Source organism: Prochlorococcus sp. MIT 1306 (assembly GCF_047304515.1).
GTDB lineage: Bacteria > Cyanobacteriota > Cyanobacteriia > PCC-6307 > Cyanobiaceae > Prochlorococcus > Prochlorococcus marinus_D.
Genome location: NZ_CP138959.1, coordinates 1,082,768 through 1,108,668, shown reverse-complemented (window position 1 = coordinate 1,108,668; position 25,901 = coordinate 1,082,768). Strand labels below are relative to the sequence as shown.

Annotated in this window: 26 protein-coding genes; 9 read left to right on the top strand and 17 right to left on the bottom strand. The window is 50.4% G+C overall.

Annotated elements, in window-relative coordinates; all coding sequences use genetic code 11:
* Window positions 1-482: 482 nt before the first annotated feature.
* From SIB74_RS05650 to SIB74_RS05640, 3 genes are all read right to left on the bottom strand, one after another.
* Window positions 483-1,115 carry a hypothetical protein gene (locus SIB74_RS05650; RefSeq protein ID WP_063395836.1) on the bottom strand — a complete coding sequence of 211 codons (633 nt, stop codon included), beginning with the start codon at window positions 1,113-1,115 and terminating at the stop codon, window positions 483-485.
* Between the two features lie 464 nt (window positions 1,116-1,579).
* Window positions 1,580-1,765: a hypothetical protein gene (locus tag SIB74_RS05645; RefSeq protein WP_063395837.1), complete on the bottom strand. Its 186-nt coding sequence runs from the start codon at window positions 1,763-1,765 to the stop codon at window positions 1,580-1,582.
* A 383-nt stretch (window positions 1,766-2,148) separates the two neighbouring features.
* Complete coding sequence (locus SIB74_RS05640; protein WP_156486112.1) at window positions 2,149-2,322, bottom strand: hypothetical protein; 174 nt, start codon at window positions 2,320-2,322, stop codon at window positions 2,149-2,151.
* Window positions 2,323-2,348: 26 nt separating this feature from the next.
* Here SIB74_RS05640 and SIB74_RS05635 point away from each other — a divergent pair, with 26 nt between their 5' ends.
* From SIB74_RS05635 to SIB74_RS05620, 4 genes are all read left to right on the top strand, one after another.
* Window positions 2,349-2,798, top strand: a complete 450-nt coding sequence (locus SIB74_RS05635; protein WP_197459761.1) for a 23S rRNA (pseudouridine(1915)-N(3))-methyltransferase RlmH — start codon at window positions 2,349-2,351, stop codon at window positions 2,796-2,798.
* A gap of 359 nt (window positions 2,799-3,157) precedes the next feature.
* Window positions 3,158-3,418 carry a 2TM domain-containing protein gene (locus SIB74_RS05630; RefSeq protein WP_063395838.1) on the top strand — a complete coding sequence of 87 codons (261 nt, stop codon included), beginning with the start codon at window positions 3,158-3,160 and terminating at the stop codon, window positions 3,416-3,418.
* 232 nt (window positions 3,419-3,650) lie between these two features.
* A complete protein-coding gene (locus SIB74_RS05625; protein ID WP_063395839.1) occupies window positions 3,651-4,112 on the top strand; it encodes a cupin domain-containing protein in 462 nt (153 codons plus the stop codon).
* A 181-nt stretch (window positions 4,113-4,293) separates the two neighbouring features.
* Complete coding sequence (locus SIB74_RS05620) at window positions 4,294-4,770, top strand: LexA family protein (RefSeq protein ID WP_063395840.1); 477 nt, start codon at window positions 4,294-4,296, stop codon at window positions 4,768-4,770.
* A gap of 113 nt (window positions 4,771-4,883) precedes the next feature.
* Here SIB74_RS05620 and SIB74_RS05615 read toward each other — a convergent pair whose 3' ends face one another.
* Window positions 4,884-5,522: a hypothetical protein gene (locus SIB74_RS05615; protein ID WP_063395841.1), complete on the bottom strand. Its 639-nt coding sequence runs from the start codon at window positions 5,520-5,522 to the stop codon at window positions 4,884-4,886.
* A 126-nt stretch (window positions 5,523-5,648) separates the two neighbouring features.
* Window positions 5,649-5,801, bottom strand: coding sequence for a hypothetical protein (locus SIB74_RS05610; RefSeq protein ID WP_413681795.1), 153 nt, complete (start codon window positions 5,799-5,801; stop codon window positions 5,649-5,651).
* An 85-nt stretch (window positions 5,802-5,886) separates the two neighbouring features.
* On the opposite strand from SIB74_RS05610, the gene SIB74_RS05605 reads away from it, so the two are divergent.
* Complete coding sequence (locus tag SIB74_RS05605) at window positions 5,887-7,161, top strand: Y-family DNA polymerase (protein WP_063395842.1); 1,275 nt, start codon at window positions 5,887-5,889, stop codon at window positions 7,159-7,161.
* Between the two features lie 428 nt (window positions 7,162-7,589).
* On the opposite strand, the gene SIB74_RS05600 is transcribed toward SIB74_RS05605, so the two are convergent.
* The 4 genes from SIB74_RS05600 to SIB74_RS05585 form a co-directional block, all read right to left on the bottom strand.
* Window positions 7,590-7,886 (bottom strand): hypothetical protein, encoded by a 297-nt coding sequence (locus SIB74_RS05600; protein ID WP_011826228.1) that lies wholly within the window; start codon window positions 7,884-7,886, stop codon window positions 7,590-7,592.
* Between the two features lie 39 nt (window positions 7,887-7,925).
* A complete protein-coding gene (locus SIB74_RS05595) occupies window positions 7,926-8,180 on the bottom strand; it encodes a hypothetical protein (RefSeq protein WP_036915281.1) in 255 nt (84 codons plus the stop codon).
* 345 nt (window positions 8,181-8,525) lie between these two features.
* A complete protein-coding gene (dnaG, locus tag SIB74_RS05590; RefSeq protein WP_063395843.1) occupies window positions 8,526-10,580 on the bottom strand; it encodes a DNA primase in 2,055 nt (684 codons plus the stop codon).
* 185 nt (window positions 10,581-10,765) lie between these two features.
* Window positions 10,766-11,578, bottom strand: a complete 813-nt coding sequence (locus SIB74_RS05585; protein WP_231906062.1) for a CsgG/HfaB family protein — start codon at window positions 11,576-11,578, stop codon at window positions 10,766-10,768.
* A 220-nt stretch (window positions 11,579-11,798) separates the two neighbouring features.
* Here SIB74_RS05585 and SIB74_RS05580 point away from each other — a divergent pair, with 220 nt between their 5' ends.
* From SIB74_RS05580 to SIB74_RS05565, 4 genes are all read left to right on the top strand, one after another.
* Window positions 11,799-12,713 carry a DMT family transporter gene (locus SIB74_RS05580; protein ID WP_063395844.1) on the top strand — a complete coding sequence of 305 codons (915 nt, stop codon included), beginning with the start codon at window positions 11,799-11,801 and terminating at the stop codon, window positions 12,711-12,713.
* Window positions 12,714-13,988: 1,275 nt separating this feature from the next.
* Entirely contained in the window at window positions 13,989-14,666 is a 678-nt protein-coding gene (gene ruvA / locus SIB74_RS05575) for a Holliday junction branch migration protein RuvA (protein WP_063396005.1), read from the top strand.
* 58 nt (window positions 14,667-14,724) lie between these two features.
* Window positions 14,725-14,994, top strand: a complete 270-nt coding sequence (gene rpsO, locus SIB74_RS05570; protein WP_011130024.1) for a 30S ribosomal protein S15 — start codon at window positions 14,725-14,727, stop codon at window positions 14,992-14,994.
* A gap of 36 nt (window positions 14,995-15,030) precedes the next feature.
* Entirely contained in the window at window positions 15,031-15,516 is a 486-nt protein-coding gene (locus SIB74_RS05565) for a PAM68 family protein (RefSeq protein ID WP_063395845.1), read from the top strand.
* On the opposite strand, the gene SIB74_RS05560 is transcribed toward SIB74_RS05565, so the two are convergent.
* From SIB74_RS05560 to trpD, 8 genes are all read right to left on the bottom strand, one after another.
* The gene (locus tag SIB74_RS05560; protein ID WP_063395846.1) at window positions 15,505-19,020 is read right to left on the bottom strand and encodes a DNA polymerase III subunit alpha; all 3,516 of its coding nucleotides are present in this window, start codon (window positions 19,018-19,020) and stop codon (window positions 15,505-15,507) included. The two genes, SIB74_RS05565 and SIB74_RS05560, sit on opposite strands and share 12 nt — an antisense overlap.
* Before the next feature lie 76 nt (window positions 19,021-19,096).
* Window positions 19,097-20,557 (bottom strand): Asp-tRNA(Asn)/Glu-tRNA(Gln) amidotransferase subunit GatA, encoded by a 1,461-nt coding sequence (gatA, locus tag SIB74_RS05555; protein ID WP_063395847.1) that lies wholly within the window; start codon window positions 20,555-20,557, stop codon window positions 19,097-19,099.
* A 36-nt stretch (window positions 20,558-20,593) separates the two neighbouring features.
* Window positions 20,594-20,851, bottom strand: a complete 258-nt coding sequence (locus tag SIB74_RS05550) for a DUF1816 domain-containing protein (RefSeq protein ID WP_063396006.1) — start codon at window positions 20,849-20,851, stop codon at window positions 20,594-20,596.
* An 83-nt stretch (window positions 20,852-20,934) separates the two neighbouring features.
* A complete protein-coding gene (gene rlmB / locus SIB74_RS05545) occupies window positions 20,935-22,578 on the bottom strand; it encodes a 23S rRNA (guanosine(2251)-2'-O)-methyltransferase RlmB (RefSeq protein WP_063395848.1) in 1,644 nt (547 codons plus the stop codon).
* A 14-nt stretch (window positions 22,579-22,592) separates the two neighbouring features.
* Window positions 22,593-23,000, bottom strand: coding sequence for a Mini-ribonuclease 3 (locus SIB74_RS05540; protein ID WP_063395849.1), 408 nt, complete (start codon window positions 22,998-23,000; stop codon window positions 22,593-22,595).
* Window positions 22,997-23,353: an STAS domain-containing protein gene (locus SIB74_RS05535; protein WP_082818472.1), complete on the bottom strand. Its 357-nt coding sequence runs from the start codon at window positions 23,351-23,353 to the stop codon at window positions 22,997-22,999. Before SIB74_RS05535 ends, SIB74_RS05540 begins: the two co-directional genes overlap by 4 nt.
* 73 nt (window positions 23,354-23,426) lie before the next feature.
* Window positions 23,427-24,566, bottom strand: coding sequence for a glutamine-hydrolyzing carbamoyl-phosphate synthase small subunit (gene carA / locus SIB74_RS05530; RefSeq protein WP_063395851.1), 1,140 nt, complete (start codon window positions 24,564-24,566; stop codon window positions 23,427-23,429).
* 30 nt (window positions 24,567-24,596) lie between these two features.
* Window positions 24,597-25,652 (bottom strand): anthranilate phosphoribosyltransferase, encoded by a 1,056-nt coding sequence (gene trpD, locus SIB74_RS05525; protein ID WP_063395852.1) that lies wholly within the window; start codon window positions 25,650-25,652, stop codon window positions 24,597-24,599.
* Window positions 25,653-25,901 lie beyond the last annotated feature (249 nt).

Here is a 25,901-nt window from a genome sequence, read left to right as displayed (position 1 = left end):
ATTCATAGCCATAACATTTATTGTCTAGCAAGCTAACATCAAGGCTTATAGAACATTGTCGAATGGCAATATTCAATAGCTTTAAAGATAATATCAGCCTGCCTTGTTAACACAGCTCTAGCCTTCCATGACTTGAAAAATCTAATTTTAATTTAATGGTTTCTTGTTCTGCCTCATGATCAACTCGATACCAAAAAGTTTTGGCACTATAAACATGAATCTTATTTCTATCTGATTTAGCGTTCGGGATCTGTTTTGTTCATTAAAAATGCTCATTCTAATGCTACGATTAAATATTTAAGCCATATTCCATTCCATTAATCGTTTGCCCACTCCTTGTTTTGGCATGATCATCTTCACTTTTAACCACTCTTTTACACTTTAGATAATGCTTCGTGGTTTCATCGCTGCTTTGTTATTGACTTGATATCATGATAAATACTAATGCTGTTATGTTAGTTTTGCAGATCAGTAAAATCAACCTAAGATAAAGGACCTGAATTAGAATCCAGGTAGTCTGCCTGACCACTATCCAAATAAGGCTTGATGGTGTTATTGAAATCATCTTCGCTACAAGTCAGCATGATCAATCCGTTGCTTATTTCCCAATCCCAGTGTTGTTCTCTTTCTTGCTTGGCAAATTCTAAATTTCTTACTGTTACAGGTAATGAGGATGTGATTAGTCTAATACTCTCATTTTGTTGTGCTTCAATCCCGTCATTACACTCTTCTTCTAGAAAAGCATCCCATTGCTTAGCAATCGATTCCAATTCCTTATTATTAGAGTTTTCAGAAAGCCACTGCCTATTGAAATCACTAGCGCCAACATCTTCTCTGCCCTCCTCAAGAATAGACCTCAAGAGGTAGTCTTTATTCCGGTCAAAAAGTTCTATTTTTTGGCCATTCGACAAAAGCAGTAGTTGTGCTGGAGGGGGAGATTTATAGGCTCTGCCAATAGAAGGAAGGTCAAGCCCACCGATCCTTCCCTGAACATCATCCCAACAGTAATTTAACCAACGATCAACCCAAAAAACCTTATATGAGATCAATTGTTGTTGACTAAGGCTGAAGTGTTCATCAAGAAAGTCCTCTTGCTTGTTGCCGTTAGCGGTCATAAGGTCGATTTTTACTTTTCAATAGATTGGAGCGCCTCTACCTCGACCTGTAAAAGGTTTGAAGCCTAGGGATTGCATCCTAGCAATTCACGCTATCACTTAGGCCTATCACTATCACCTTTTATAGAAATTTAAGATAAAAAGTTGCTATTACTGTCATGAACATCACCACTGTCGAATGTTTGTCACAAACTTACTAACCACTACAATTAATTTGTTGCGGATAACAATATCTTTGAGCTTGATCTCTATCGCCCCTCGGCTCTTAGCTTTGTCTTCTTCTTAAGTAGCATCTTTAAGTGCCAGGAGAGGGTCGAAGCATTGTTTTCAAGTATACAACTTTTCAAGGTTAGTTGATTACTCGGTTTATCTTTAACTGCTACTGCAAGGCCAGAACAACCCCAGCTTATTTCGCTGCAGTTGTTCTCGTAGTCGTTTTAATCATCCGCCCAGTGTTGTCTCATTTAAATAAAACGACGTCGTTGAGTAGCTACAGGTCCGACATCAATACCAGTTGGCCTAAGCCAATATGGCCTTCTAACGTTGCCTTGAGTGCTAATACGTCTAACAACAAAGCCAACACGGCTGCCAGCAGTGATGTCTCCAAGTTGATCAAGGCTTAATTCTTGTTCGTGGCGTTCAATGGACATTGATTTACTCTGGCTGAGAAGGTTGTTTGTCTTCGATGCATTTAGCTTCTCGCTGATCATTCGCTCTGGAGGTGATCTGGCTCAAACGCAAGTGTGAGCTTGCTTATAGATCTCTAACTCCAGGGAATGACCCACTGGCGAATGGAGAACGCTTGATGCGGCTGTCTATTTCCTTTCCTTTTTTGTCTGTTGCTTTTTTCGCCATTTCCTCCAGGGAGGAACTGTGTGATCACAAGCGACACACCACAATAAAAAAAAAGGCAAAAACCAGCCAGTGCTGCCTCCGGCGAGCATCCCCCAGATCCCAATTGCAAATAAAGGCCAGGCCAACCATTGTGACCACTCCCTCGCATAGAGCTCCTGCCACTGCACCCAGAGCTGTCTCACCCTTCTCCCCGTTGACGATATTGACGTGTTAGCAAACCATTGGATGCTGTTATGACCTGTACTAATCGATCGCGCCATTGCCTGCCTTCTATGCGTTGCTTCGCTCTGCGGTATTCCGCCTGGAGGACTTCAAGCAAAATTCTCTTCTGGGGATCTGTTGAACAGTGCATCTAAGCGGGCATCATGGAGATGAATCTTGCTGCAGTTGTTCTTGAGAAACTGTGCCTTTAGAATTATCGCCGTTGGCAAGGTACGCAAAGGCTGGATTCAAGACGGACTAGCTATGTATCAAAAGCGCTTACCAGGACTCATGATCACAGAGGTTCGTGATGCATCTCTGCCGCGAGAAGCAGAAGCGATCCTGGCCGCATTGAATAGCAACGAAGTGCTGGTCCCTCTCAGCGAGGAAGGGGAAGCGCTCACTTCAGTGTCCTTTGCTAACCGCCTTGAAAAATATGGCTCTCAACGTCTTGCCTTTGTGATTGGTGGCGCTGATGGCCTATCAGCAGAGCTGAAAAACTCAACCCAATGGCAGCTCAGCTTGTCTGCGATGACGCTTCCCCATGAACTTGCTCGCCTGTTGCTTGTGGAGCAGCTCTACCGAGCCCAGACCATCCTGCAAGGAGGTAAATACCACAGGGGCTAATGATTCAGAAGATCTGAATTGCGAGCACTGATAAAACAGCTGCATTTGATTAATGCGATAACGCTTGAGCACACTGAAAAGGAAATCAGGTTATGGCAATGAAGATGCTCAAATGTAAGCCTGCTTCAGCAACATATGCCACAACACTTTCTCCAGAATGAAATTCAACCATCCTCCTAGTCTTTATCAGTTCCCAGCCTACGCATCTGTTACTTCTTGGCTAATCAATTAATATGAGAACCTTGAAATAGGATGCTGGTCAAGTTCATATCACTAATATTTACTTTGAGATGACTAAGCTTACAGTTTCCTTTAAACTGCTTATTGTCCATCAACCGATCAATTGAGGTCTTTTTGATATGCCTGACGAAGAAGTTTTACGCAAGAAAGCTTTATCACAACTCAGGAAGAAAAGGATATTGAAGAGGCAGGTTCAGACCTATTTCACTGTGAACCTTGCTCTGATTGTGATTTGGTTGCTAACTGGCATGGGCTACTTCTGGCCCATTTGGCCTGTTTTTGGATGGGGCATTTCTCTTGCTGTTCAGTCTTGGAAGCTTGCTCATCCAGAGAGAGACTTCAGCACAGAAGAGATCGAGGCAGAGATGCGTCGCAGTTGATTGAAATCAACAATATTTTATACGCCTATCATTGCAAAGAGCTCAGTTTGCCGAATGCCAAGAGTCTTGGCTGAGGTATAAGTGATCACTGTCCTGAGGAATATCATGGCCTTAATGTTTACCTATACCTTTCCTTATTTTGGTCAATTAATGATATTAAAGATATTTAATTGAAGAGAGCAGGCTAGACTATGAATTTAGTCCCCTCTCTTCACCCTTTTATTAAATTATCATGCAAAAACTATTACTTGCACCGTTAGCAATTATTGCGACTTCGACCATGTTATCAACGTCCTTAAATGCACATGAAAATGCTAAATATAGCAAGGATCTTGGTATTAAGATTGAAACACTTGTGCAAAGCACTAAGCAATGGGATGGAAATTTTCTCCCGCATTATCCAACCAGCAATGCTGAGATCACAGTTCTGCGTATCACGATTCCAGCCGGAGTTACCCTGCCATTGCATACCCACCCAGTCATCAGTGCAGGAGTAATCCTTCAAGGCACGCTTCAGCTAACTCTTCAAGATGGAACGACACGTCTTTTCAATCAGGGAGCTGCGCTGATTGAGACAGTGAATACAGTTCATACCGGAAAAAGTCTTGGTCCAAAAGATACTGTTGTTCTCGTCTTTTATGCAGGTAGCAAGCACCTTCCGACGACTGTTCAGGTGAAAACGCAAGCCCTTTGAGAAAGGTTCCTTAGGCAGCGCTTAAAACGTAAAAGCTGGCAGGTGCAACAGAGCAGCTCGATCAAGCACAAGCAATCTTGTAAAGAGGTTGCTACCGCCTGGGGGCACGCCCCTATCAAGCCAAATCAGAAAACCGCTCTGAGTGGAACAGGTGTACTATTAGGGTGATGCCGATGTTGCGATGGAGTTCAGCGAGCCTCTTCTTCATTTGCTCTCCGAGCGGAAGCAGCAGATCCTGCCATTAGCGAGTGAGCACGTGGCGGCAGGCTTCCCCTCCCCTGCTGAGGACTATATCGAGATCGGCATCGACCTCAACGAACAGTTGATTCGTCATCCAGCTAGCACCTTCTTCCTGCGTGTTAGCGGTCACTCAATGACAGGTGTTGGCATCCACAATGGCGACCTCTTAGTTGTCGACCGCAGCCTAGATGCACGCCCCGGTCACATCGTGGTGGCGATTCTTGATGGTGCCTTCACTCTCAAACAACTTGTCCGCCACCGTGGCGTACTGCGTCTAGAGGCCGCCCATTCCAATTACCCACCGCTGGATCTGGCTCGCTTCGGTGACGTGCAAATCTGGGGTGTGGCAGTGCATTCCATTCATAGCCTCAATCCTGCGCAGCAAACATCCCACTCAACACAACGCCTAGATGAATAGGCTCAAAATAGGCAAGACGATGAATCAGGCTGCCCAGTATAGCAATAGTGTTGTTGCTCATCTTTAAAGATATTGCCTTTAAATCGTATATAGAGATAGGCACGTTTGGTGCATCAAATGGCTGACTTTTGTTCACCCAGATCGCGCAAGGCAAGGATGCGATCAGACCAATAACAATGAGAGGAGCCTTTGAAATCCCATAACGTGTCGGTTAACTGACCAAGCCATTGACGCCTTTCTTGTTGTTCATTTGCCTCTTGATCGGAAACCCAAGCAGAAACAGAGCTGTGGGAATAATCCAGGGATTTCTCCTCCGGCCCCCTTGCCCAGCCAAGATCTTCCAGATACTCATGAACACATTCATCTACAAATACAAACCAATCATGCAAGTGCTTAATACCATTGGCTTTAATAGCTTTTTGTTGAAGCTCTGATGCTCCTTCTGGAGACTCAATATGGCCATGCACAGCTAAGATTTCTTCTCTGATATTGAGCCATTCGCAATCACCCTGTGATTGAAGCCCATAGTAACGATGACGGAACTGATCATCTTCCTTGCAAAGCCATTCGATCCAGACTTCTTCCATCAACTCTCTGATCTCTTGCCTATCTCCTCTCGATAGCCATTCAGAGAAGGTTTCCTTATTGACTCTCTGAATAATATCTTTCTGATGCTTGCTTAGAGTTGGTGCCATTGCAAATCTTTTTGTCTTGTTAGTTTTACAAAAGACCCGACCGACGCGGTTGCTCATAACATGGAATCAACCTATGTGGCCAGATCCAGCTAAGACGTCATAGACGACTTATCTGTAGACATTGTTAGGGATTCAGCTACTTCTAGCCGGCCATTGAGTCAGCATCCTCTATTGCAAAGGTCTCTAGGTCATAACGACAGGCTTGACGGTGGAAATCTTGAGGCAGACATGCAAGACCAATGCAGCCAAACAGCCAATCAAAGTGATGATTGGTCGCCAGTCTGCATTGACATTCTCCTCGCCACATCGACGACAACCATTGCGACTGGCTGTCACAGCAAAGCACGATCTCGCTATCAGGCAGAAGCTAGTGCGTCTGTACTAGCATGAGACATTCTTTCGCTCGCTTTCCTCCAGCGCCATGTCTCGGGTCACGGCCCTGATCGACGGCAACAATTTCTATGCCTCCTGTGAGCAAAGCCTTGACGCCTCGCTAATCGGTCGTCCTCTGGTCGTGCTCTCCAACAACGATGGCTGCATTGTTGCTCGCAGCTCCGAAGCGCGCGCTCTCGGTATCAGTATGGGCACGCCCTATTTCAAGGTCCGTCACAAATTGGACCGACTTGGCGTTGTCGTGCGCAGCTCCAACTACGCCCTCTACGGCGATATGAGCCAACGACTGATGAGCTTGCTGGAAGCCCATTGTGAGGAGCTGGAGATCTACTCCATTGATGAAGCCTTTGCTTATATCAATGGTCCCTCTGATGACAACCTAAAGCCCTGGGCCCGTCATCTACGGGCCCAGGTGCATCGCAACCTGGGCCTACCGATAGCAATCGGACTTGGCGCCAGTAAAGGTCAGGCCAAACTCGCCAACCACCTAGCCAAGGCCATACCGGCTCACGCTGGAGTTTTCAACCTGCTCACCGCTAGTGATCCAGATACATGGCTCGAGAGCGTCGCTATCGAAAATGTATGGGGCATCGGTCGCAAGTTAGCCCACTGGTGCCGACTTAGAGGCGTAACCAATGCCCGGCAATTGCGCGATATGCCACGTAGCAAACTTCATGCCCGCTGTGGCGTTGTAGGCATACGCCTACAACGAGAATTACAAGGTCATGCCTGCCTTCCTCTAGCCCTAGCCCCAACATCAAAACAGGAAACCTGCGTTAGCCGCAGTTTTAGCCGACCAATCGCCAATCCAGAAGAATTACGCCAGGCAATCGCAACCTACGTGGTGCGCGCCAGTGAAAAACTGCGACGACAACAGCAACGGGCCGGGACCCTCACCGTATTCACACGTACCAGCCCATTTGCGCCAGCGTTTTACAGCCAAGCCGCTACCATCCAACTGGATCTGCCAAGCAACGACACTGCAATCTTGCTAGCAGCAGCCCTGCCACTAGTAGAGCGAATCTACCGGCCCCATTGCCGCTTAAACAAAGCCGGGGTGCTGATGCAAAACCTACAGAGTGCAGACCATCTGCAACAACACCTGCTGGTAGCAGTTCATGCCGATGAGCAGCATCGCCGCGATCGACTAATGAACACCATCGACCGACTCAATCACCGTTACGGCAGCGGAACCGTGGGTTGGGTAGTTTGTGGCATGCAGCCAGGATGGAGCATGCGTCGTCATCAACTCAGCCGCGCGGCCACAACTCGCCTTAATGACGTGCCGTTGGTGCTGGCCTGAAACTTAGAATTGAATGTCAACAGATCTCATTAGTTAGGGGATTGGGCTGGATTTGATTTGCTCGGTTCCATCCACATCTCCAATCCATAAAGAATGCGCCATGCAGAGAAGAAAGAAGTGAGAATAAATAGAAAAGTTACTATGGAAAAAGTCTTGGTCATTAGGCGAACAACTGAGGACCTGGCTGATGGCCTAGAAGGCAACAAGTGCGTGGATTCATGAGCCAGGCAAGTAGAACAAATTATTGATGACCCTCCCGTCAGCCGAATACTCTTGGCAAATGCTTCAGTAATCTCAACAGATTTACCGCAAAGTCTGCAAAGGTGACTGAACGCCATTAAAATAATCTCAAGGCAGAATAACTGGTCTGCAGATATATAATGAAGAAGAGAGGTTTTGTTGTTTGATCATTAGGGGGTGCATGCATTTTAAAATTGCTGTAGAAGCTGCACCTCCTCTTCGCGACGATTCAACAGCAATACCATGCGCTCACCATGGCAAGCGAGGCCGGTCTGATGACGCAGCAGTTCAGTACTAGCCAAGGCGACCCCACAAGTTTCAACCAAAAGCACCGGCAAAGTTTCAGCATGACCTTGCATGCCCTGCAAATCAAGCGCCTGAAGCACTGCGCGTTTTGATTTATCCATTCCCAGCCGCTCAACAAGCTGAGGCCAGAGATGATTCACCGGCGTGCAACCAGCAAAGGCAATAGGGAAGTCACTCATCGGAGGCTAATCGCAGCAACCTTCGGATTAAAACAACGCTCATGAGGAAAGTTGTTGAACAGCTCCTGCAATCATCGCCGGGGTTACCGGAATCGTCTCGATTGCATCGGCGTTATCAAGATAAGCGTCGAAGGAAGAGTAGTGATCCACATGAGGATTCGCCCCGTCCTTCGCACAGGCTTCTGTCCAGTCGCCATCTTCAGGTTTTACCACGACATAAGCCTGGAGAGACTCCTCTAAATCACCTCCGTCACCAATTCCCTCACCGTGCCAAATCGCTTCGTAGAAGCTCATGCCATTAAATTTAAGAAGAGATCATCAGTTTAAAGAGCCATGGTGCAGTTAAAGGGCCTCAGCACACCTGCGTAGAGACAACCATCTGCTTAGAATGACAAGTGAGTTTCATCTTTAAGCTCCACAACTTGATGCCTTATCTGACAGCCCTACAAAGGATTCGCTGAGCTGCGCAGCTGTTGCTAATGGACTTAAACGTAGATGGTAAAACCTCGCTGAGCGGTGCATTCAAAAGCTAGAAAGGATGAGCGAGAAGATGCAAGCAGGAATCGTGATGGTCAATCACGACAACAAGTTCCTTGATATCGCCGATTGGCTTGTGAAGCGCATCAACAGACTGATGACCTAAGCCGGAATGACATCCTGGCCTGAGAAGCCACCACAACGCTGCTGATCTAAGTGACCAATGTGCTTGCGTTCGCTGTAATAAAGCTCCTGGAAACGCAACGCATCGCTGTTGAGCTCCTCAAACATTGCTTCGATACGCATTTCCATATCGACCGATTCAGTAGGTTGCTGTCGCTCTTCTTCAATCAAAGCAGCAATACAACGCTCAAGAGTTTCAAGACGCTGACCACCCCAGGCCTCAAGAAGATGACGACAACGCTTGAGGGATTTCTGGCGTTCTAGAGCCGCTGCTGTGCCCCGGAGCTGAAGCAGTGGTTTAGCCATAGCAGCCAAATGAACCTCGCCAGGCTCTAATAACGGGGTAAGACGAGCGACTAGAGCACTGTTCTCCAGGAGCAACTGATCGGTAAGCAGCCGTGGTAACTCAATATCCTCCAAATCATGACCAGAGTCAGTTCCTCGACTGATCGCCTCTAAACGTCCTGCACCAAGATTGGTTTCCTCCAAATCAGTGATCGCCGCCCAAAGCAAACGGTGATGTTGTAAGGCAAAATCCTCCAGCTCTCGCTGTCGTAACTCCCTGCGAATGGCAGCCCGATGATTTGAGCAATGGAGATATAACCTCAGGATTTCCGCCTCGCTGCGCTCCCGTTGACTGGCCTCGCCAGGTTGCTCATGGCGACTTGAGCGGCCATGCCAGCGCTGCCCTTTCACTTGCTGGCGCAGATCTTCCTCCAACTGCAAGGCCAACCGGCCCTGCCCACCGCTTAAGCGTTCGGCAACCTGTTGCAGGTAGTGGGTCCGTACGGCCGACTGGGGCAACTTGCCGAGCAATGCAACCAGGCCACTCACTGCCTGCTGGAACTGATCCGCTTGACTTAAATCACGGCCCTCCAAAACCTGTTGAATCTGCCAATCAAGCCAAAGAGGTGACTGATCTAATAGAGCCCTGTAATCGCCAGCACCATGATCTTTGAGAAATTCATCGGGGTCTTTGCCAGAAGGCAAATGAAGCACTCGTAATTCCAACTGGCCCTGCAAAGCCAGTTGCTCAACTTCGCCAATGGCCCGGTTCGCAGCACGAACACCGGCTCCATCAGCATCAAAATTAAGCACGATCCGCTTCCCTTCGCTGCAACGGCAGATCTGGGTGATCTGCTGACTACTCAAAGCAGTGCCTAAGGAGGCCACTGAATTGGTGACACCTGCAGCATGCAATGCAATGACATCGAAATATCCTTCGACTACCACAGCCCGGTCATCCTTACGGATGGCATTTGCCGCCCGATCCAGTCCAAACAAATGCTTGCCTTTCTCGAACACGTCTGTCTCAGGAGAGTTGAGGTACTTCGGCTCTGAGCCATCAAGACTGCGTCCGCCGAAACCAATCACCCGTCCCTGGCGATCGTGGATAGGCACCATCACACGATGACGAAAGCGATCGTAAAAACCTCCTCCACCCTTGCGCGCCACAACAAGCCCGGCGGCTTCCAGTAATTCAGCAGACAAACCTTCCACCTGCTGGAGGTGCTTGAGTAAACCATCCCATTGCTCAGGGGCATAGCCCAGCTCGAAGGATTCCAGGGTGACTTCACTAAGGCCCCGCTTCTCAGTGAGGTAATTCAGCGCATTTGCGCCAACTGGCGTACGTAGCTGGCCACGAAACCAACTGGCCGCCAATGCAAGCGCACGATGAAGCTTGTCTCGACGAGAGAGCTGCTGACGTAGTCGTTCCTGCTGGGGACCATCGACCGTTTCAACAGGAAGTTGATACTTGCGAGCAAGCTCCAGCACCACATCACCAAAACTCTGGCGCTGAAACTCCATCAGGAACTTGATCGAGTTTCCACCAGCTCCACAAGAGAAGCAGTAATAAAACTGCTTCGCTGGCGAGACCGTCATCGATGGTTTGCTGTCGTCATGGAACGGACAGATCCCTACGAATTCACGGCCCTTTTTCTTTAGAACCACATGTTCGCCAACGACATCAACAATGTCGGCACGCTCCTTGACGGCCTCGATCGTGCGCGGGTGAAGACGGGGGACGGGCATGACCTTATTTTGCTGGTTGCGCCGCGAGAGGTCGAGAAGACAACATGATCAGCAAAAGCAATCCATACGACAAGCAAGGCCGAGATCAATAAGAACTCAAAACCTCTTCAAAATCGTCCCCTCTGCATTGGCAGCGCAAACGGCTTAATCAGCCCTGCCGCAAAACGACAAAACTTTGATCGACATCAATCGAGTTGCAGCACATCACGTGTATTAGAGCGTCGAATTGCTTCCTGCTGCTGATAAGACGCCAAACAGCCATCACGAATCACCAATAGGCAATTCACATAATCAGCACCATCAATGAGAGCTGCGCGAATGGCTTTTGCTGCGGGAGTGCGATTACTTTCGCTGGATGATTCTTCGTAACTAAAAGTGCCTGCAGCCGCAAGGCCATAGGCCCCTGCCCCTCTTGCACCGGTTGCACCTCCTACAATCCCAGCCAAGGGAGCCAAAGATCCGCCGGAGCCTTTCTGCTTAGCTGTGCTGGTCGCACGCCCCTCAACTGTTCGCGCACCGACAACCTCTCCAGTGGAGGAATCCACCACCCGTAGGTCGATGGAAACATAAGCCTTGGATTCCGAAACAGTCTTCGAGCCTCCAAAACCCATAAAGCGCATCCCACTTCCAGATTGCTTTGTTTCAACCCCATCCTCGTAGCCACTCACACGCCCCATAATCAAATAGCGGGCGCCACGCATTTGACGGCTACGTGCGGCGTCTCCGTCGTTTCGCACAATCCCCAACTCGGCAAGCTCTTGCTCAGAGAGGACCGCCTTGAGATTCTGCCGTTCCACGACAGTTAGTCCACCAGCAAGGGCTAGTTCATTGGAAAGAGCATCCGCGAGCTGACGGCTCACACGCGGGCTCCACCAAGACAACCTTCCTACCTGGTTTTTAAAGTCGGGTACAGAAACCGTTGGGCCAGCCCAGGCGGCTACTGGAACAAACACAAAGGAAGCCACCACAGCAGCAACTCCAAAGGAGGAGAGTTTCACGGCTTTTGAATCCATTAGAGATTTGTAGTCGGGCAATTTAAAAAGAATTAGGAGAGTGGGTTGCTTCTCGTAAAGCAACGCGACTTGTCATCACCAATTTGGAACGTCATGGCGATCTCAATCCTATTGCTGGTCTTTCCTTGCGGCAAAGGCTTTCAGGGATGGCCTCTTCTGTTGTGTTGTTGACTATGCCATTGCCTCAGTTCTGCGGATGAGATGAATGATGTCGATGCAGGGCAACAACCAACTGCAGACAAACAGCCAATGGCGTGGGTTCAAATCACTCCTGCTCGCCGCTCTGGCCTTCAGCTTGATGACCGTTTGCGTCAAACACCTTGGTGGTCGTTTACCGGTCGCAGAAATTTTGTTCGCAAGATCTCTGATCAGCTTGGCAATTACTCGGTTCATGCTCAGTCGGGTTGGGGTTTCCCCCTGGGGACACCGTAAAAGGTTGCTGTTATTGCGCGGGCTGCTGGGCACAGCGGCATTGTTCTGTGTATTTGACGCCTTGGCGTCCTTACCCCTTGCTACCGCAACCGTTCTGCAATACACCTATCCAACATTTATTGCGTTAGCGGCATGGATGTTTTTAAGAGAAAGAATCCATCATCGTATTGGCATAGCAGTACTTCTCGGTTGGTTGGGGATCACTCTTATTTTAAAACCAGAATGGCTTGGCACAAGCTTCACCGGTTACTCCCCTTTATCTGTCTCTATTGCACTTTCAGGTGCTCTATTTACAGCTCTGGCCTACGTCTGCGTACGTGAGCTTTCCAAGCAGGAACATCAACTCGTGATCGTTTTCTACTTTCCATTGACATCAGTACCAATAGCCTTGCTCTTCCTCGGGAATCAGGGAGTCTTGCCACTTGGAATCGATTGGCTCTGGATAATGGGCATTGGCCTATTTACCCAACTTGGACAAATCTGGATTACCGAGGGATTAACTCTTTTGCCAGCAGCCACAGCAGGTTCAATTGGCTATTTCCAAGTTTTGTTCGCAACTTTCTGGGGTGTACTGCTGTTTGCTGAACCCGTTGATGGCTGGTTCGTGATTGGAGCTCTGATGGTATTAGGAGCAACACTCATCAGCTTCAGAAGCAGACAAGAGAATATCCAAAAGCAACCAACATGAGAAAAAGATTGCGACCTCAATCTTGTTGATTGAGCTGTAAACAATCGGATGGCAATTTCCGTAAAAAATCCTTAAAGCATGCCTGTAAGAACGCCTGATGAGAACTAAATCTCGTCACCTGTAAGACGTCGAAACCTGTCGTAGGCAGTCCAGGATGGAAGGGAGTCTTACAGCCCCCTTCCTGGTCCTAAGACAGGTGAAGAACGTAGTGTTTTCGACTGGTAAGGACTGTTCCGTTGGAGAGATAAATCCTGTCCTCTAGATTTCTCCTAATCTTTATGTGTTACACCAGAACCGGAACCTGTTGGGTCATAAGGAATCCTACCTTTCTTTTGTCTGTTAGTTACTCTCGGAATCTCAATTCACGCACTAAAGACTCCACTACTAACATCCTTCAATTCGTCAGTTGAGAGTTCCTCCGACTTTTGTTCCCAGTACTGAGAGCTCCTCGTTTCTTCGTCAGTTATTAGGTGTTTATGCTAGATCTTTTAATGATAGACTCTATGAGGAAGTAATGAAGTTACCTGTATCTAAAAGAGATAGAATCTTTACTGGTCTCTTAGTTATTGTGATTGGGACTCAAATCTCTACTGCAGAATAGGAGCACAGGATAAATGGATATCTAATGCTGATAGAGGTCTATATTAGATAAGGTGAGTGGGGAGGAGAGAAATGGGGAACCTGACTTGAAAGGCTATTTGTAAAAAAAAAATAATTAGGTTCTCCTCTCGGTCTGTGAACCTTGCTCAATAGATGAGGTTGTCTAGCTTAGTCATAGGTATAGGCCATACGGTATCCGGGTTCTAGTTCTTCTTTTAGTAGATCGTTTGGGTTTCTTTTCTGAAGATGGTTATCAATAGACAGGCAAATGCGACTCACCCTTTTTGAAAATGCTCTAGAAACTATTCAAACGAACTTTCTACAGTCAGTGAATCACCAGGTAGCTGTTAATTAAAGTCACCCATTACCCTCAAGACCCAATGCTCACGTAGGTGACTGTCATCTCGCTTTTTAACATGCACTCGGCCCATGTCTGCTGAATTCCCCGTCTCAAGATCTAGGCGGCTGGTAAGAGCCGTTTGCAACAACTCAATCTGTAGTACCAGGGCTTCCGGCTTACATCCACTAGCAAGGCTACTGATGACTATTGCAGGAATTGAGTTTTAGACCGGTCACGCAAAGCAAAACAAGCTCCATACGCTCTGAGCAGGACCTCGAACGATCAAGCAGAGGCTGGACAGATCAGGCAGTATGTATGACATCAAGAGCAACCTCATGATCGGCTGGCTGCAAGGGCAAAAAGTAGAAGCCTGGCAGCAAGGGACTCGGCAAGGAGTCGTTTTGGCATGTGCTGGTGTTGGTTACGAGGTTCAGATTGCGCCGCGCCATCTCAGCGGAATGGAGCACGGGCAAAACACATTCATCCTCTGGATCCATCAGGTGCAGCGTGATGATGGATCCAGCTTGTTTGGCTTCCCGGAACGACGAGAACGGGACATGTTTCGTACCTTGATTGGTGTTAGCGGAGTGGGGCCCCAGATGGCCCTCGCTCTTCTAGAGGAATGTCAGACCGGAGAACTTGTAGAGGCGATTGTGCAGGGAGACCTACGCAAGCTTTGTCAGGCTCAAGGTGTAGGCAAGCGCACAGCCGAACGTCTTGCGGTGGAATTGCGCACAAAGTTGGCTGAATTTAGTTGTCGTGATCCTGGAATGTCCCTGGTGGATAACGGTGTGATCGATTCGCACCAGCTCAAGGATTCAAGTCTGCATGAGCTACAGATCACCCTCGGGGGCCTTGGTTACGAAGATCTTGAAATACGCCGTGCCATAAGGGCTGTGGCCAGCGGTGCTGCAATAGGAGCCAGGGACATGCCTGAGTCTGTTCCCGCCATCGACGACACTGACGCCTGGCTGAGAGCAAGCCTGCGCTGGCTTAGTCAGGAAGCTGCCTAAACAATGGTCCTCAAAGAGTTAGATTGTTTTTTTGGTCTCTTAGGGCAAAACGCCAAGCATGTCGCTCGATACAACAGAAAAGCAACAGCTGATCAACGCCAACCAAACCCATGGCACCGATACGGGGTCTGTGGAGGTGCAAGTGGCAATGCTTAGCGAGCGGATTACCAAGCTCAGCTCGCACCTGCAGGAGAACAAGCACGACTTCTCATCCCGTCAGGGACTGCTCAAGATGATTGGTCGTCGCAAGCGCCTGCTCAGTTATGTACGCGGAAAAAGTGAACAGCGCTACAACGGCCTGATCACCAAACTAGGCATCCGCGGTTAAATCCCTTTTGGCGATTTCCCTCTAATTCTTAAGCAGATGGCCGAACGAAGCAAAGCTATGCCTTTCGGGCCTGACAAGAGCGGAACGGCCAACAAAAGCCTGCCCCAAAAGGGATCCAAATCGCCACAGATCAAGAAAGCAAAAGCGACCTCCAGCAGTCAGCAGGCCATTCCCAAGCCGGTGGCCAATCGCATGCTGCGGCGCGTGATCTTTGCCTCGGGTCTTCCTACTGCTGCAGGGATGGGTGTTTTTGTAGCTAGTTATCTGATTGTGAGCCGAGGCATTGCTGATATCTCACCATTCATCACGCTGATTACTTCAGGAGCTTGCTTCCTCGTTGGCTTGATAGGACTGAGTTATGGGGTTCTATCTGCCAGCTGGGAAGATGCCCCAGGCAGCCTGCTTGGACTGGAACACATTGGTCGCAACATAGGAAGAATGCGCGATTCAAGGAAAGCTAATCAACCAGGCTCAAAATCAGAGACCAAGCCAAAGGAATCCGGACAAACATCAGACAAATAGTCGGTCGCTGCATCGAGCTTTGAATGCTTGCTGTTGAAGGGAACTGAGTGCAGCAGAAGCGTCACGAACGCAGAACTGATGACCTAGGCATACGTAACGCACCTGGGGACCCTGGCGAACCGCTGCCACCACGGGTACCCGCACGCCAAATTCATCCTTGGCTGGGCGATGCTGATGGAGACATTCCCGAAGCTTGTGCTGCACAGTGATGTCACAGGCTTCATCAGGCATCAACTCCACCAACAGCAGTCGAAGGTCATCGATGGCGCGGCAATCATCAATGATCAATTGGATACGGTCGTCGCGACGATCAACAGAGCCCCAGATAAGCAGTCGCGCTTCCAACATGAGGTGATCTGATAGACGGGCATAGCTTTTTGGGAACACCACAGCTTCGCAACCACCGGTGAGATCCTCAATCTTGAGAACTGCCATGCGATCGCCCTTGCGGGTTGTGACTTGGCGCATCTCCGTCAGCATCGTGATCACACTGACCTTCGCCTTGTCAGGCTGATCCTCAAGGCTGGCAAGACCAATGGGCGCCAGCAATTGAGCTGGAGCAGTGAGCTGCTTGAGAGGGTGATCAGAAAGGTAGAAACCAACCAACTCTTTTTCAAGTCTCAGCTTTTCAGTCGGTGGGTAGTCGGGAACCGGTGCTGCCTTGGGTGCAGTGCTCAGCTCATCAGACGTTTGCTCTTCTGCTGCTCCAGCCACAAGATCAAATAGGTTGCCCTGACCACTTAGTCGATCACGGGCACGAGAAGCAGCCCAGTTGATCAGAAGCTCCAAGTCGGCAATTAACTGGGCCCGGTTCGATTCAGGGTCTATGGCATCTAGGGCTCCGCAATGAATAAGAGATTCCAACCCGCGACGATTCAGAACATTGGAAGGCAGACGATCACAGAGATCGGCAAGGGAGACAAAGGGGCCATCACCATCGCGATTGGCAATTAGCTGCCTGATTGCACCATCGCCAAGATTTCTCACAGCAGAAAGACCAAACAAGATGCGATCACCAGCAGGGGTGAAATCAATCCCTGAAGCATTCACATCTGGCGGCATCACTTCAATCCCCATCGCATTGCAATTCGAGATATAGCGCTGCACCTTGTCACTAGCGCCAGCATTGACTGTCAGTAATGACGCCATATAGGCGACTGGATAATGTGCCTTTAAATAAGCAGTTTGATAAGTAACAGCGCCATAAGCCGTTGAGTGACTCTTGTTGAAGCAATATTCGGCGAACAAAACCATTTGGTCGAATAGCTCATCGGCGATCTTCTTATCAACACCACTTCGACTTGCACCTTCAACAAAAATACTGCGATGTTTCTGCATCTCTGAAACCTTTTTCTTGCCCATTGCACGCCGCAGCAAGTCAGCTTCGCCGAGAGAATAGCCAGCAAGATCCTGAGCAATCTTCATGATCTGCTCCTGATAAACCATGATCCCGTAAGTCTCCTTAAGGATTGGTTCAAGGGCAGCATGAGCAAAATCAATTGCCTCCCGACCATGTTTCCGATTGATAAATTTTGGAATCAATCCGGCATCCAAAGGACCTGGTCTGTACAAAGCTAAAATTGAGGAGATATCTTCAAGAGATGAGGGGCGAAGGTCACGCACAATCTGTCTCATCCCACTCGATTCAAGTTGAAAGATGCCCTCAAGATCTCCCCTTGCAAGTAAGGCAAAAGTTTCAGGATCCTCTGGAGGCAATTGATCAGGATCAATTCTCTCTCCATTGCTGACTTCAACAAGCTCAAGTGTTTTGTCAATCATGGTGAGATTCTTGAGCCCAAGAAAATCCATCTTCAATAACCCCATCGATTCCACATCCTCCATGAAGTATTGAGTAATTACCTGTCCATCGTTATTACGCTGAAGCGGTACAAGATCATCTAGGGGCTCAGCAGCAATGACGACTCCAGCGGCATGAACGCCAAAGGTTTTATTTGTACCTTCAATGCGCATCGCCATATCGACCCATTTTGTAACTACTGGATCGTTCTGATACTTCTCACGGAATTCAGCATTCGGCGAATCGCTGCCGATCATCGCAGCTAGCTTTGCAGGCTTTCCCCTTACTACGGGAATAAGCTTGGCAAGTCGATCGGCATCTCCATAGGGAATATCAAGCACCCGGGCTACATCCTTCAAGACTGCCTTGGAGGTCATTCGGTTAAAAGTGATAATTTGAGCAACCTTGTCTTCGCCGTAACGACGAGTGACATAGTCGATCACCTCACCACGACGCTCAATACAGAAATCAGTGTCAATATCAGGCATCGACTTACGCTCAGGATTAAGGAATCGCTCAAATAACAATCCGTTTTGAACAGGATCAATGTTGGTAATACCAAGGGCATATGCCACGAGTGAGCCAGCGGCTGACCCCCTCCCTGGTCCTACTGGAATGCCCTGTTCACGTGCAAAGCGGATGTAATCCCATACCACCAGGAAATAGGTGGGAAAGCCCATCTGTTCCATCACGCCAAGCTCATAGGTGAGCCTTTCGCCGTAATGGTCATCAATTGGATCTGCCGTTGCCAGTTTCAACCTTTGCCGTAGCCCCTGCTCTGAGACCTCGTGTAGATAACTCACGGCGCTATGTCCTTCAGGAATAGGGAAACGAGGCATCTGATAACTACCGAGGATTGAGTATTCCTCAACCTTTTCGGCAACGGCTGCTGTGTTGGCAATAGCCTCTTGCAGCACATCAGGCTCGAGATGATCGGCGAACAGCCGTCCCATCTCCTGTTCAGACTTGATGTATTCAGTACCTGTGTATCGCAGACGCTTCTCATCACTGATCAACTTGCCTGTCAGTACACAAAGCAGGGCGTCATGGGCCTCCACATCGTTCTTGCTGAGGTAATGGGCGTCATTGGTCGCAATCAGCTCAATCCCTAGCTCTTTGGCGATGCTCACAATCTCCACATTGACGATTCGGTCTTCCGGCGAGCCGTGATCCTGAACTTCGAGATAGAAGTCTTTGCCAAAGACCTTCTGGTACCAACGGGCCACATCCTTTGCTACATCAATGCGACCGCGCAAGATGGCTTGAGGAATCTCCCCACCAAGACAAGCGGTGGCAACAATTAACCCCTCGCTATAGGCCTTGAGCAGTTCTTTATCAATGCATGGTCTTGCAAAGATGCCTCGGCCGCGCATACCGCGCAGATGGCTAATGCTGGTGAGTTTCACAAGATTGCGATAGCCAACAGCGTTCTTAGCAAGCACCACCAGGTGATACCGACGCTCCTTCTTCGGTTGTGGATCCTCAATGGACCCGTTGATCACATACATCTCATTGCCGATGATCGGCTTGATCTCAGCGTTCTTACAAAGCTTCAGCAGTTCAATGGCGCCATACATCACACCGTGGTCGGTGAGTGCCAGAGCGGGCATGCCTAGCTCCTTGGCTCGCTTCACCATCTGGGGGAGCTGTGTAGCTCCGTCCAGAAGGCTGTAGTCGCTGTGGTTGTGAAGAGGAACGAATGCCATGCCCCCAGCCTAGGAGGAGGCGCAAGATGCAGGGTTGTTCATGTAGCCAAACGCTGCATCTAGCGCAAGAGATCGTTTAGGGAATGAAGTTTCCCTGCGGGTGATTTGCCATCACGTTTGCTGATTGCTCATAGTGAAAAGCCACTTGTAGGAGGCGTGACTCCTCCAGCACATTGGCAATCAACTGCACCCCGATGGGAAGGCCATCGTCATCGAATCCACAGGGAAGACTGATGGCAGGCAAGCCAGCCAGGTTGGCTGGGATAGTCAGCAGGTCAGCCAGGTACATGGCAAGTGGATCATCAGCGTGGGCACCGACTTGGAATGCAGTGGTAGGTGATGTGGGTGTCAGCAGCACATCGACCGTTTGGAAGGCAGCATCAAAATCTTGACGGATCAATGTGCGGACCTGCTGGGCTTTCTTGTAGTAAGCATCCATGTAACCAGCCGACAGGGCATAGGTGCCGATCAGGATGCGTCGCTGCACCTCGCTACCAAAACCCTCTGCGCGACTTCGGGCTGTCATCGAGGCTAGAGCATCAGCTCCTTCAGCTCGGTAGCCGTACTTCACACCGTCGTAACGCGCCAAGTTGGCTGAAGCCTCCGACGGGGCAATCACGTAATAGGTGGCGATGCCATCGCTAAAGCGTGGGCAACTCACTTCAACCAGTTCCGCTCCCAAGGATTGCAGCTTCTCTGCAGCTGCCAAAACTGTTCTCTTCACTTGCGCATCCAAGCCGTTCTGATCAAAGCACTCTCGAATCAAGCCGATGCGTACACCAGACATTGGTTGCGAAAGGGCAGAGCAATAATCGGGAACAGCAACATTGAGACAAGTTGAGTCACGAGGATCAGATCCTGCGATCACTTGTAAAAGCTCAGCAGCATCGGCCACGTTGGTCGTGAACGGTCCAACTTGATCAAGAGAACTGGCAAAAGCCACCAAACCCCAACGACTGACGCGGCCATAGGTGGGTTTAAGGCCTACGACCCCACAGAATGAGGCAGGCTGACGGATTGAGCCCCCAGTATCCGAACCCAAGGCAGCCATGCATTCACCTGCCGCAACAGCTGCTGCACTGCCACCAGAACTGCCACCCGGCACCCGGCTGATATCCCAGGGATTGGATGTAGCCCCAAACGCAGATGTCTCGGTCGAGCTACCCATGGCGAACTCATCGAGATTTGTTTTCCCGAGAAGCACAGCACCGGCCTGCCAGAGGCGCTCAGTGACGGTGGATTCATAGGGCGGCACAAAGGTTTCCAGCATTCGACTGGAACAGGTGGTGCGTATTCCTTTCGTGCAGAGGTTGTCCTTAATTGCCAAAGGCACACCAGCCAGAGGTGGCAGAGACTCACCTGCAGCCAAGGCCTCATCGATGCGATCGGCATCGGCACGAGCTCGCTCTGCTGTGACATCCAGAAAAGCGTGCAGAGTGGGATCCACCGCTGCGATACGAGCAAGTTGGTGATCTGTGAGTTCCCTGGCGGAAACCTCGCCGAGCTTTAGTTGCTGACGCCATTCAGCGATCGCCATCGGCTTGCGGTGCTGTGCTGTGCAGCAGCGACGCTATCAGTCGTCTGACCAGCCTTCGACTGCGATCGTCAGCGGCTCGACGCGACGACACCGCACGAGGGTGTGATTCACAGACGCAGGTCCCTCAAAAGAGAGATCCGCAACAAAGGTCGACAGCTTGACCTCAAGACTCTTTCGGGTCAAAAAAGGGCCGAACCAATAGGTGACATTTGGTTCACGGGTTTCAACCCTGGCCCACCAAGCCAAACCAAAGACATTGACGAGGCTACGCAGCGGCCTAATCAATGAACCCATGATTGAGGTTGGCGGATGAGCATTATTTTGCCTCGTCATGTCCCAATTGGTTTTTCGCTGTCGGCTGCCAAGGAACTTTTGGATCAACCCTGAACACTCTCTTCATCAGGTGACTGATCCTCACGAACGTCAAAATTGCAAAGCTGACTGGTCAGCAAATCCTCATCCTCAATCGAAGTTCTTTCTGCCTGCAAATCCCCTATTTGGCGATCCATCGGTGGCTCATCATCTTTGGAACAAAGTTGCTGGTTGGCCAAGCTGGACGGCAAAGCCTCACCAAACCGCTCAATCTCATCCGGCTGATGGATTGGCGAATGATTGGTTTTGGCAATGGGTTCTGACTCCACGGAAATGGAGTCGCAAGAGATCACCGGCAAAGGGCATTGAGGCCGAACGATCCTGGGTGATGGAGCTTGGCCATGAACCCCCTTCATCCAGCCACGACGAGCAACCTCGTATAAACACATCGCAGTAGCAACAGAGGCATTCAGACTGGGAGTAACCCCTCGTAATGGAACGCGTACAAGCTGATCACAATGGCGACGAGTTAGGAGAGAGATCCCCTGCTTCTCTGATCCCGTCACGATCACTAAAGGTCCGTCTAGATCGACATCTGGAAGGGTGATGTCCCCTTCCTCCGCCAGGCCAATAACTCGATATCCCGCTTGCTTCAGTGCTTCTAGAGAGCGATTGAGATTCACGACACGCGCTACTGGTAGATGCTCCAAAGCGCCTGCTGCAACCTTGGCCACAGAACCAGTGAGACCAGCACTTCGTCGTTGTGGGAGAACAACCCCATGGGCGCCAAGAGCCTCTGCAGAACGAATAATGGCGCCGAGATTGTGGGGATCCGTTAGGCCATCGAGGGCAAGCAAAAGGGGCGATTCCCCAAGACCCGCACATCCCTCGATCAGACTTTGCAAATCAAGGGTCTCCGCTGCAGCAGTCTGCAGAACAATTCCTTGATGCACAGCACCACCTGTGAGTTGACCGAGACGAGCCCAGGTGACCTCTTCAACAAGTACTCCTGAGGCTTTGGCCTCACGAAGCAATTGCAAAAACCTTGGTGCGCTTCGTAAATCTGATGTGCACCAGATGCGATGAATCGGACGCCCAGCTTCCAGAGCAGCTTGGCTGGCATGACGTCCCCAAAGCAGATCATCGGCAGCAGCCGGTCCGAATGCTTCCGCTTCTGGAACGCGATCCGAAGTAGATGGATCTAATCTTTTTGAAGACAACAGCCTGTCTGTAGGACGTGAACGTTCTCCCAAGGAGGAACGTCTCCCTAGCCGTTCATCGCTACGACGTCGTGATGGTCTCTCATCACGAAATCGACGAGCCTCTTTTCTGTCAGTTTCATTTGCACGCCCCTGCTCAGAGCGAGGACGATCCCGGCTAAAACGCCCCTGCTCAGATCGAGGACGGTCCCGGCTAAAACGCCCCTGCTCAGATCGAGGACGGTCCCGGTTGAAACGGCCCTGCCCAGAGCTCTCACCATTGAATACTTTTGAAGGGCTATCACCAGATTCTCCATCAGGCCTGGAGCGATACACCCCTCGCGGTCCAGAGGAACGACCACCCGATGGCCGGCTGCCGGAAGAGCGGCTTCCGTAAGCAGAACGACCAGAATCCCCCTCGCCATCCCGTCGGATGCCACCAGGACGACCTCCTCTAGGACGACCACCGCGAGGGGGGTTTCCTGAACGGCGATCAAAGCGGGAGCTCATAAGAAGTGAAGAAGCTATAGCCAGTCTTGTTCGGTCTCCTCCAGTTGATCCAAGAGCTGCGCAAGCCGCGCCGGATTCTGCAAAAAGAGCCAGCCAACCATTGTCTCAAATCCTGTGGCCTTGCCGTAGGTCGCTGCATCTCCACGGCGTGGTCCTCGTCCGGATTTGTTACGACCTCGCCGTACCAAATCCTTCTCAAGATCTGAAAGATGCGGATCTAAACGAAGCAGAGCTTCTGCCTGAGCAGCGGCCTTAACCTCGTCAACAACAGCTCGATGTAGATCTTCAGATCTGCCAGGTTGGTAACAATGACGCAGACGCTGATGCAATTCCCAAACAGCATCACCAAGCCAAGCCAACTGCAACGGTCCCAGTTCATTAGCACCGCCAATCGCTGATTGACTCCGAATCCAATTGTTCAAGCTTTCAACTGATTTAAAGCTGTACGCAGATCAACTGCCAGGTGGAGAAAATCCTCAAGCCGCACAAGCTTCACGGTTTGGACCACCCTTGCATTGCCTACAAGGGCAAATGACCGTTTGGCATCGGTGCACTTCTTGGCAGTTTGAACCAAAGCCCCTAGGCCAGAAGAGTCAAGAAAGTCAATCTTGTTCAGGTCAATAACCAAAGGAGCAGGATTGGCCAGGAGCACATCCTCGACGTAGGTGATGAACTGCTTCTCGGAATAAGCGTCTAGCTGGCCAGTGAACTGGAACACCAGACAACCCTGCCGCCGTTCAAAACCCCCTCTTAGAGAAACGGTCAGTCGCTGCAATTCGGTGATGGGACCAGTCCCCCGGGACGCAATGGCACGAAGTGTAGTGATACTGAGTGATCCGCACCACGCTTCAGCGACGATCTGCCATCAGCTCAACAAAGTGAGCGAAGTGGTGGTCTGCATCATGAGGACCAGGACTCGCCTCCGGGTGGTATTGCACACCAAAAACAGGTCGATCCCGATGCGCTATTGCGGCAACAGTGCGGTCATTGAGATTGAGATGGGTCACAACCACGCTGACCTGTGACAGAGACGAGGCGTCAAGTGCGAATCCATGGTTTTGACTGGTGATCTCCACCTGCCCCGTTGTGCCGCAGGGATGGTTGAGCCCGCGATGGCCATAGGCCAATTTGAAAGTACGGCCACCCATGGCAAGCCCAATAATCTGATGACCTAGGCAAATACCAAACAGGGGGATATCAACCTTATTGAGAAGATCTTTAACCAGGGCAATACCACCAGTCACGGCAGCAGGGTCACCAGGTCCATTAGACAGAAATACGCCCTCGGGTTGTGAACTCAACACGGTGGCTAAATCGGAACTGGCCGGCAGTACGGTGACCTCACAACCGTGAGCGACCAAACGGTCGAGTATGGCCCGCTTGATACCGAAATCAATCGCGACAACGCGATAGGGCGAATCAAGGTGTCGCTTCAACCTTTGATCAAAGCCCACAGCACAAGTCGATCTCCAGCTGTATGGATCTTTTGTTGAGACCTGATCTGCAAGGTTTAATCCCTCCATCGATGGAGCCTGCTGCAACAGTTCCATCAGCTGCTTAGGGGTGGAACCATCGCTGCTTATGACGCCATTCATGGCTCCGACCTCGCGCAGATGTCTCACAAGCGCCCTGGTGTCAACACCTGAGATACCAACAACTCTTTGCTCCTCAAGCCAAGTCTGCAGCGACTGTTGGCAACGCCAACTGCTCGGCGTTGGGGAGAGTTGACGGGCGATGACACCCCTTGCATGAGGCCGGGATGATTCTTGATCATCAAGATTTACGCCTGTGTTGCCCAACTCTGGATAGGTGAATGTGACCAACTGACCGGAGTAACTGGGATCCGTAAGTACTTCCTGGTAACCCGTCATGCCGGTGTTGAAAACCACCTCGCCCATCGCGGCACCGCGATGACCAAAGGCCTCACCCTCAAGCACCGTGCCATCAGCAAGCACCAAGAGCGCCGAATTTCGCGATGAAGCAATCATCAGCAGAAGGATCCCGAAGTCATCGCAGTCTCATTCTCCAATTTGATGATCAAGTGCCATGCGGAGCCCTTCTAGCCGCTGCCAGGGGAGGCCCTCCTGCAGGCAAGTCTTTGCAGCAGAAACACCTGCTCGTAAATCATCTTGTAGGCCAGCAGCCCAGAGCACTAGGGCTGTGTTCAATGCCACCACATCCCTTTGAGGGGCGGTGCCGCCTCCCTGAAGTACAGCGGAAAGAATCGCTTGATTTGTTGCCAAATCACCCCCCTGGAGAGCCTGCAAAGGAGCTCGAGTAAGCCCGAGTTCTGCCGAATCGATCGATGCTTGTCGCACATGACCATCCTCAAGCAAACGCATTGCATTGACTCCCTCCAACGACGCTTCATCAAGGCCACCGGCGCCATGGACAACAACAGCCCGCTGCAAGCCAAGCCGTTGCAATGCTTCCGCCATTGGATTGAGCAGCTCAGCCTTAGCTACCCCGAGAACTTGGGCATTCGGTTGTAAAGGATTCACCAGTGGACCCAGAAGATTGAACACGGTGCGCACTCCAAGGCTGCGCCGCAACGGGGCCAAGTTGACCAAAGCGGGGTGCCAGGCCGGGGCAAATAAAAATGTGACGCCTACCTCAGCCAGGGCCTCCACCACAGAGACAAGAGGAGCCTTTAGCTGCAGACCCAGGCCCTCGAGAACATCTGCTGAACCGACTTTGCCACTTGCACTGCGATTGCCATGCTTAGCCACATTCGCCCCGCAGGCGGCAGCAGTAAACGCCACTGCGGTTGAGATGTTGAAGGTATCTGCACCGTCGCCACCTGTTCCACAGGTGTCGACCATAGGGATGTCTGGCAATGGGCAAGGCAAGGGACAAGCACCTCGCAACACCTGGGCCATGCCTGACAACTCACTTCCGGTTACCCCCTTGGCTCGCAAAGCTGCTAGAAACGCACCGGTCTGCACAGGGGTTAGTTGTTCCGCCAACCAAGCCTCCATCAAGGCAGTTGCTTCCACCTCGGGAAGGTTTTGTCCCTCGAGCAACATCTCGAGGATTTGCGACCAAGAGGGAGAGGCAATAGCTGAAGTAGGCATCGGAGCAGAAAAAAACCCGGGTGCGAAGCACTCCGGGCCGGGTGATGGGGACAACACCACTATCCCCTAAAACTTTGCTACTGGCGAGAATCTCTACAAGAGAACAGCAAGAAAGAACTCTGATCCATCCAAACGGCGCTATTGAAGCTGGATAGGAACGACTTTCTGAGCGCTGGAACTAGCGCCAAGGCCAAAGGTCTCAGCTATTTAGCGCTGCGTCATGCAATCCCAAAAACTTGAGGATCTTGA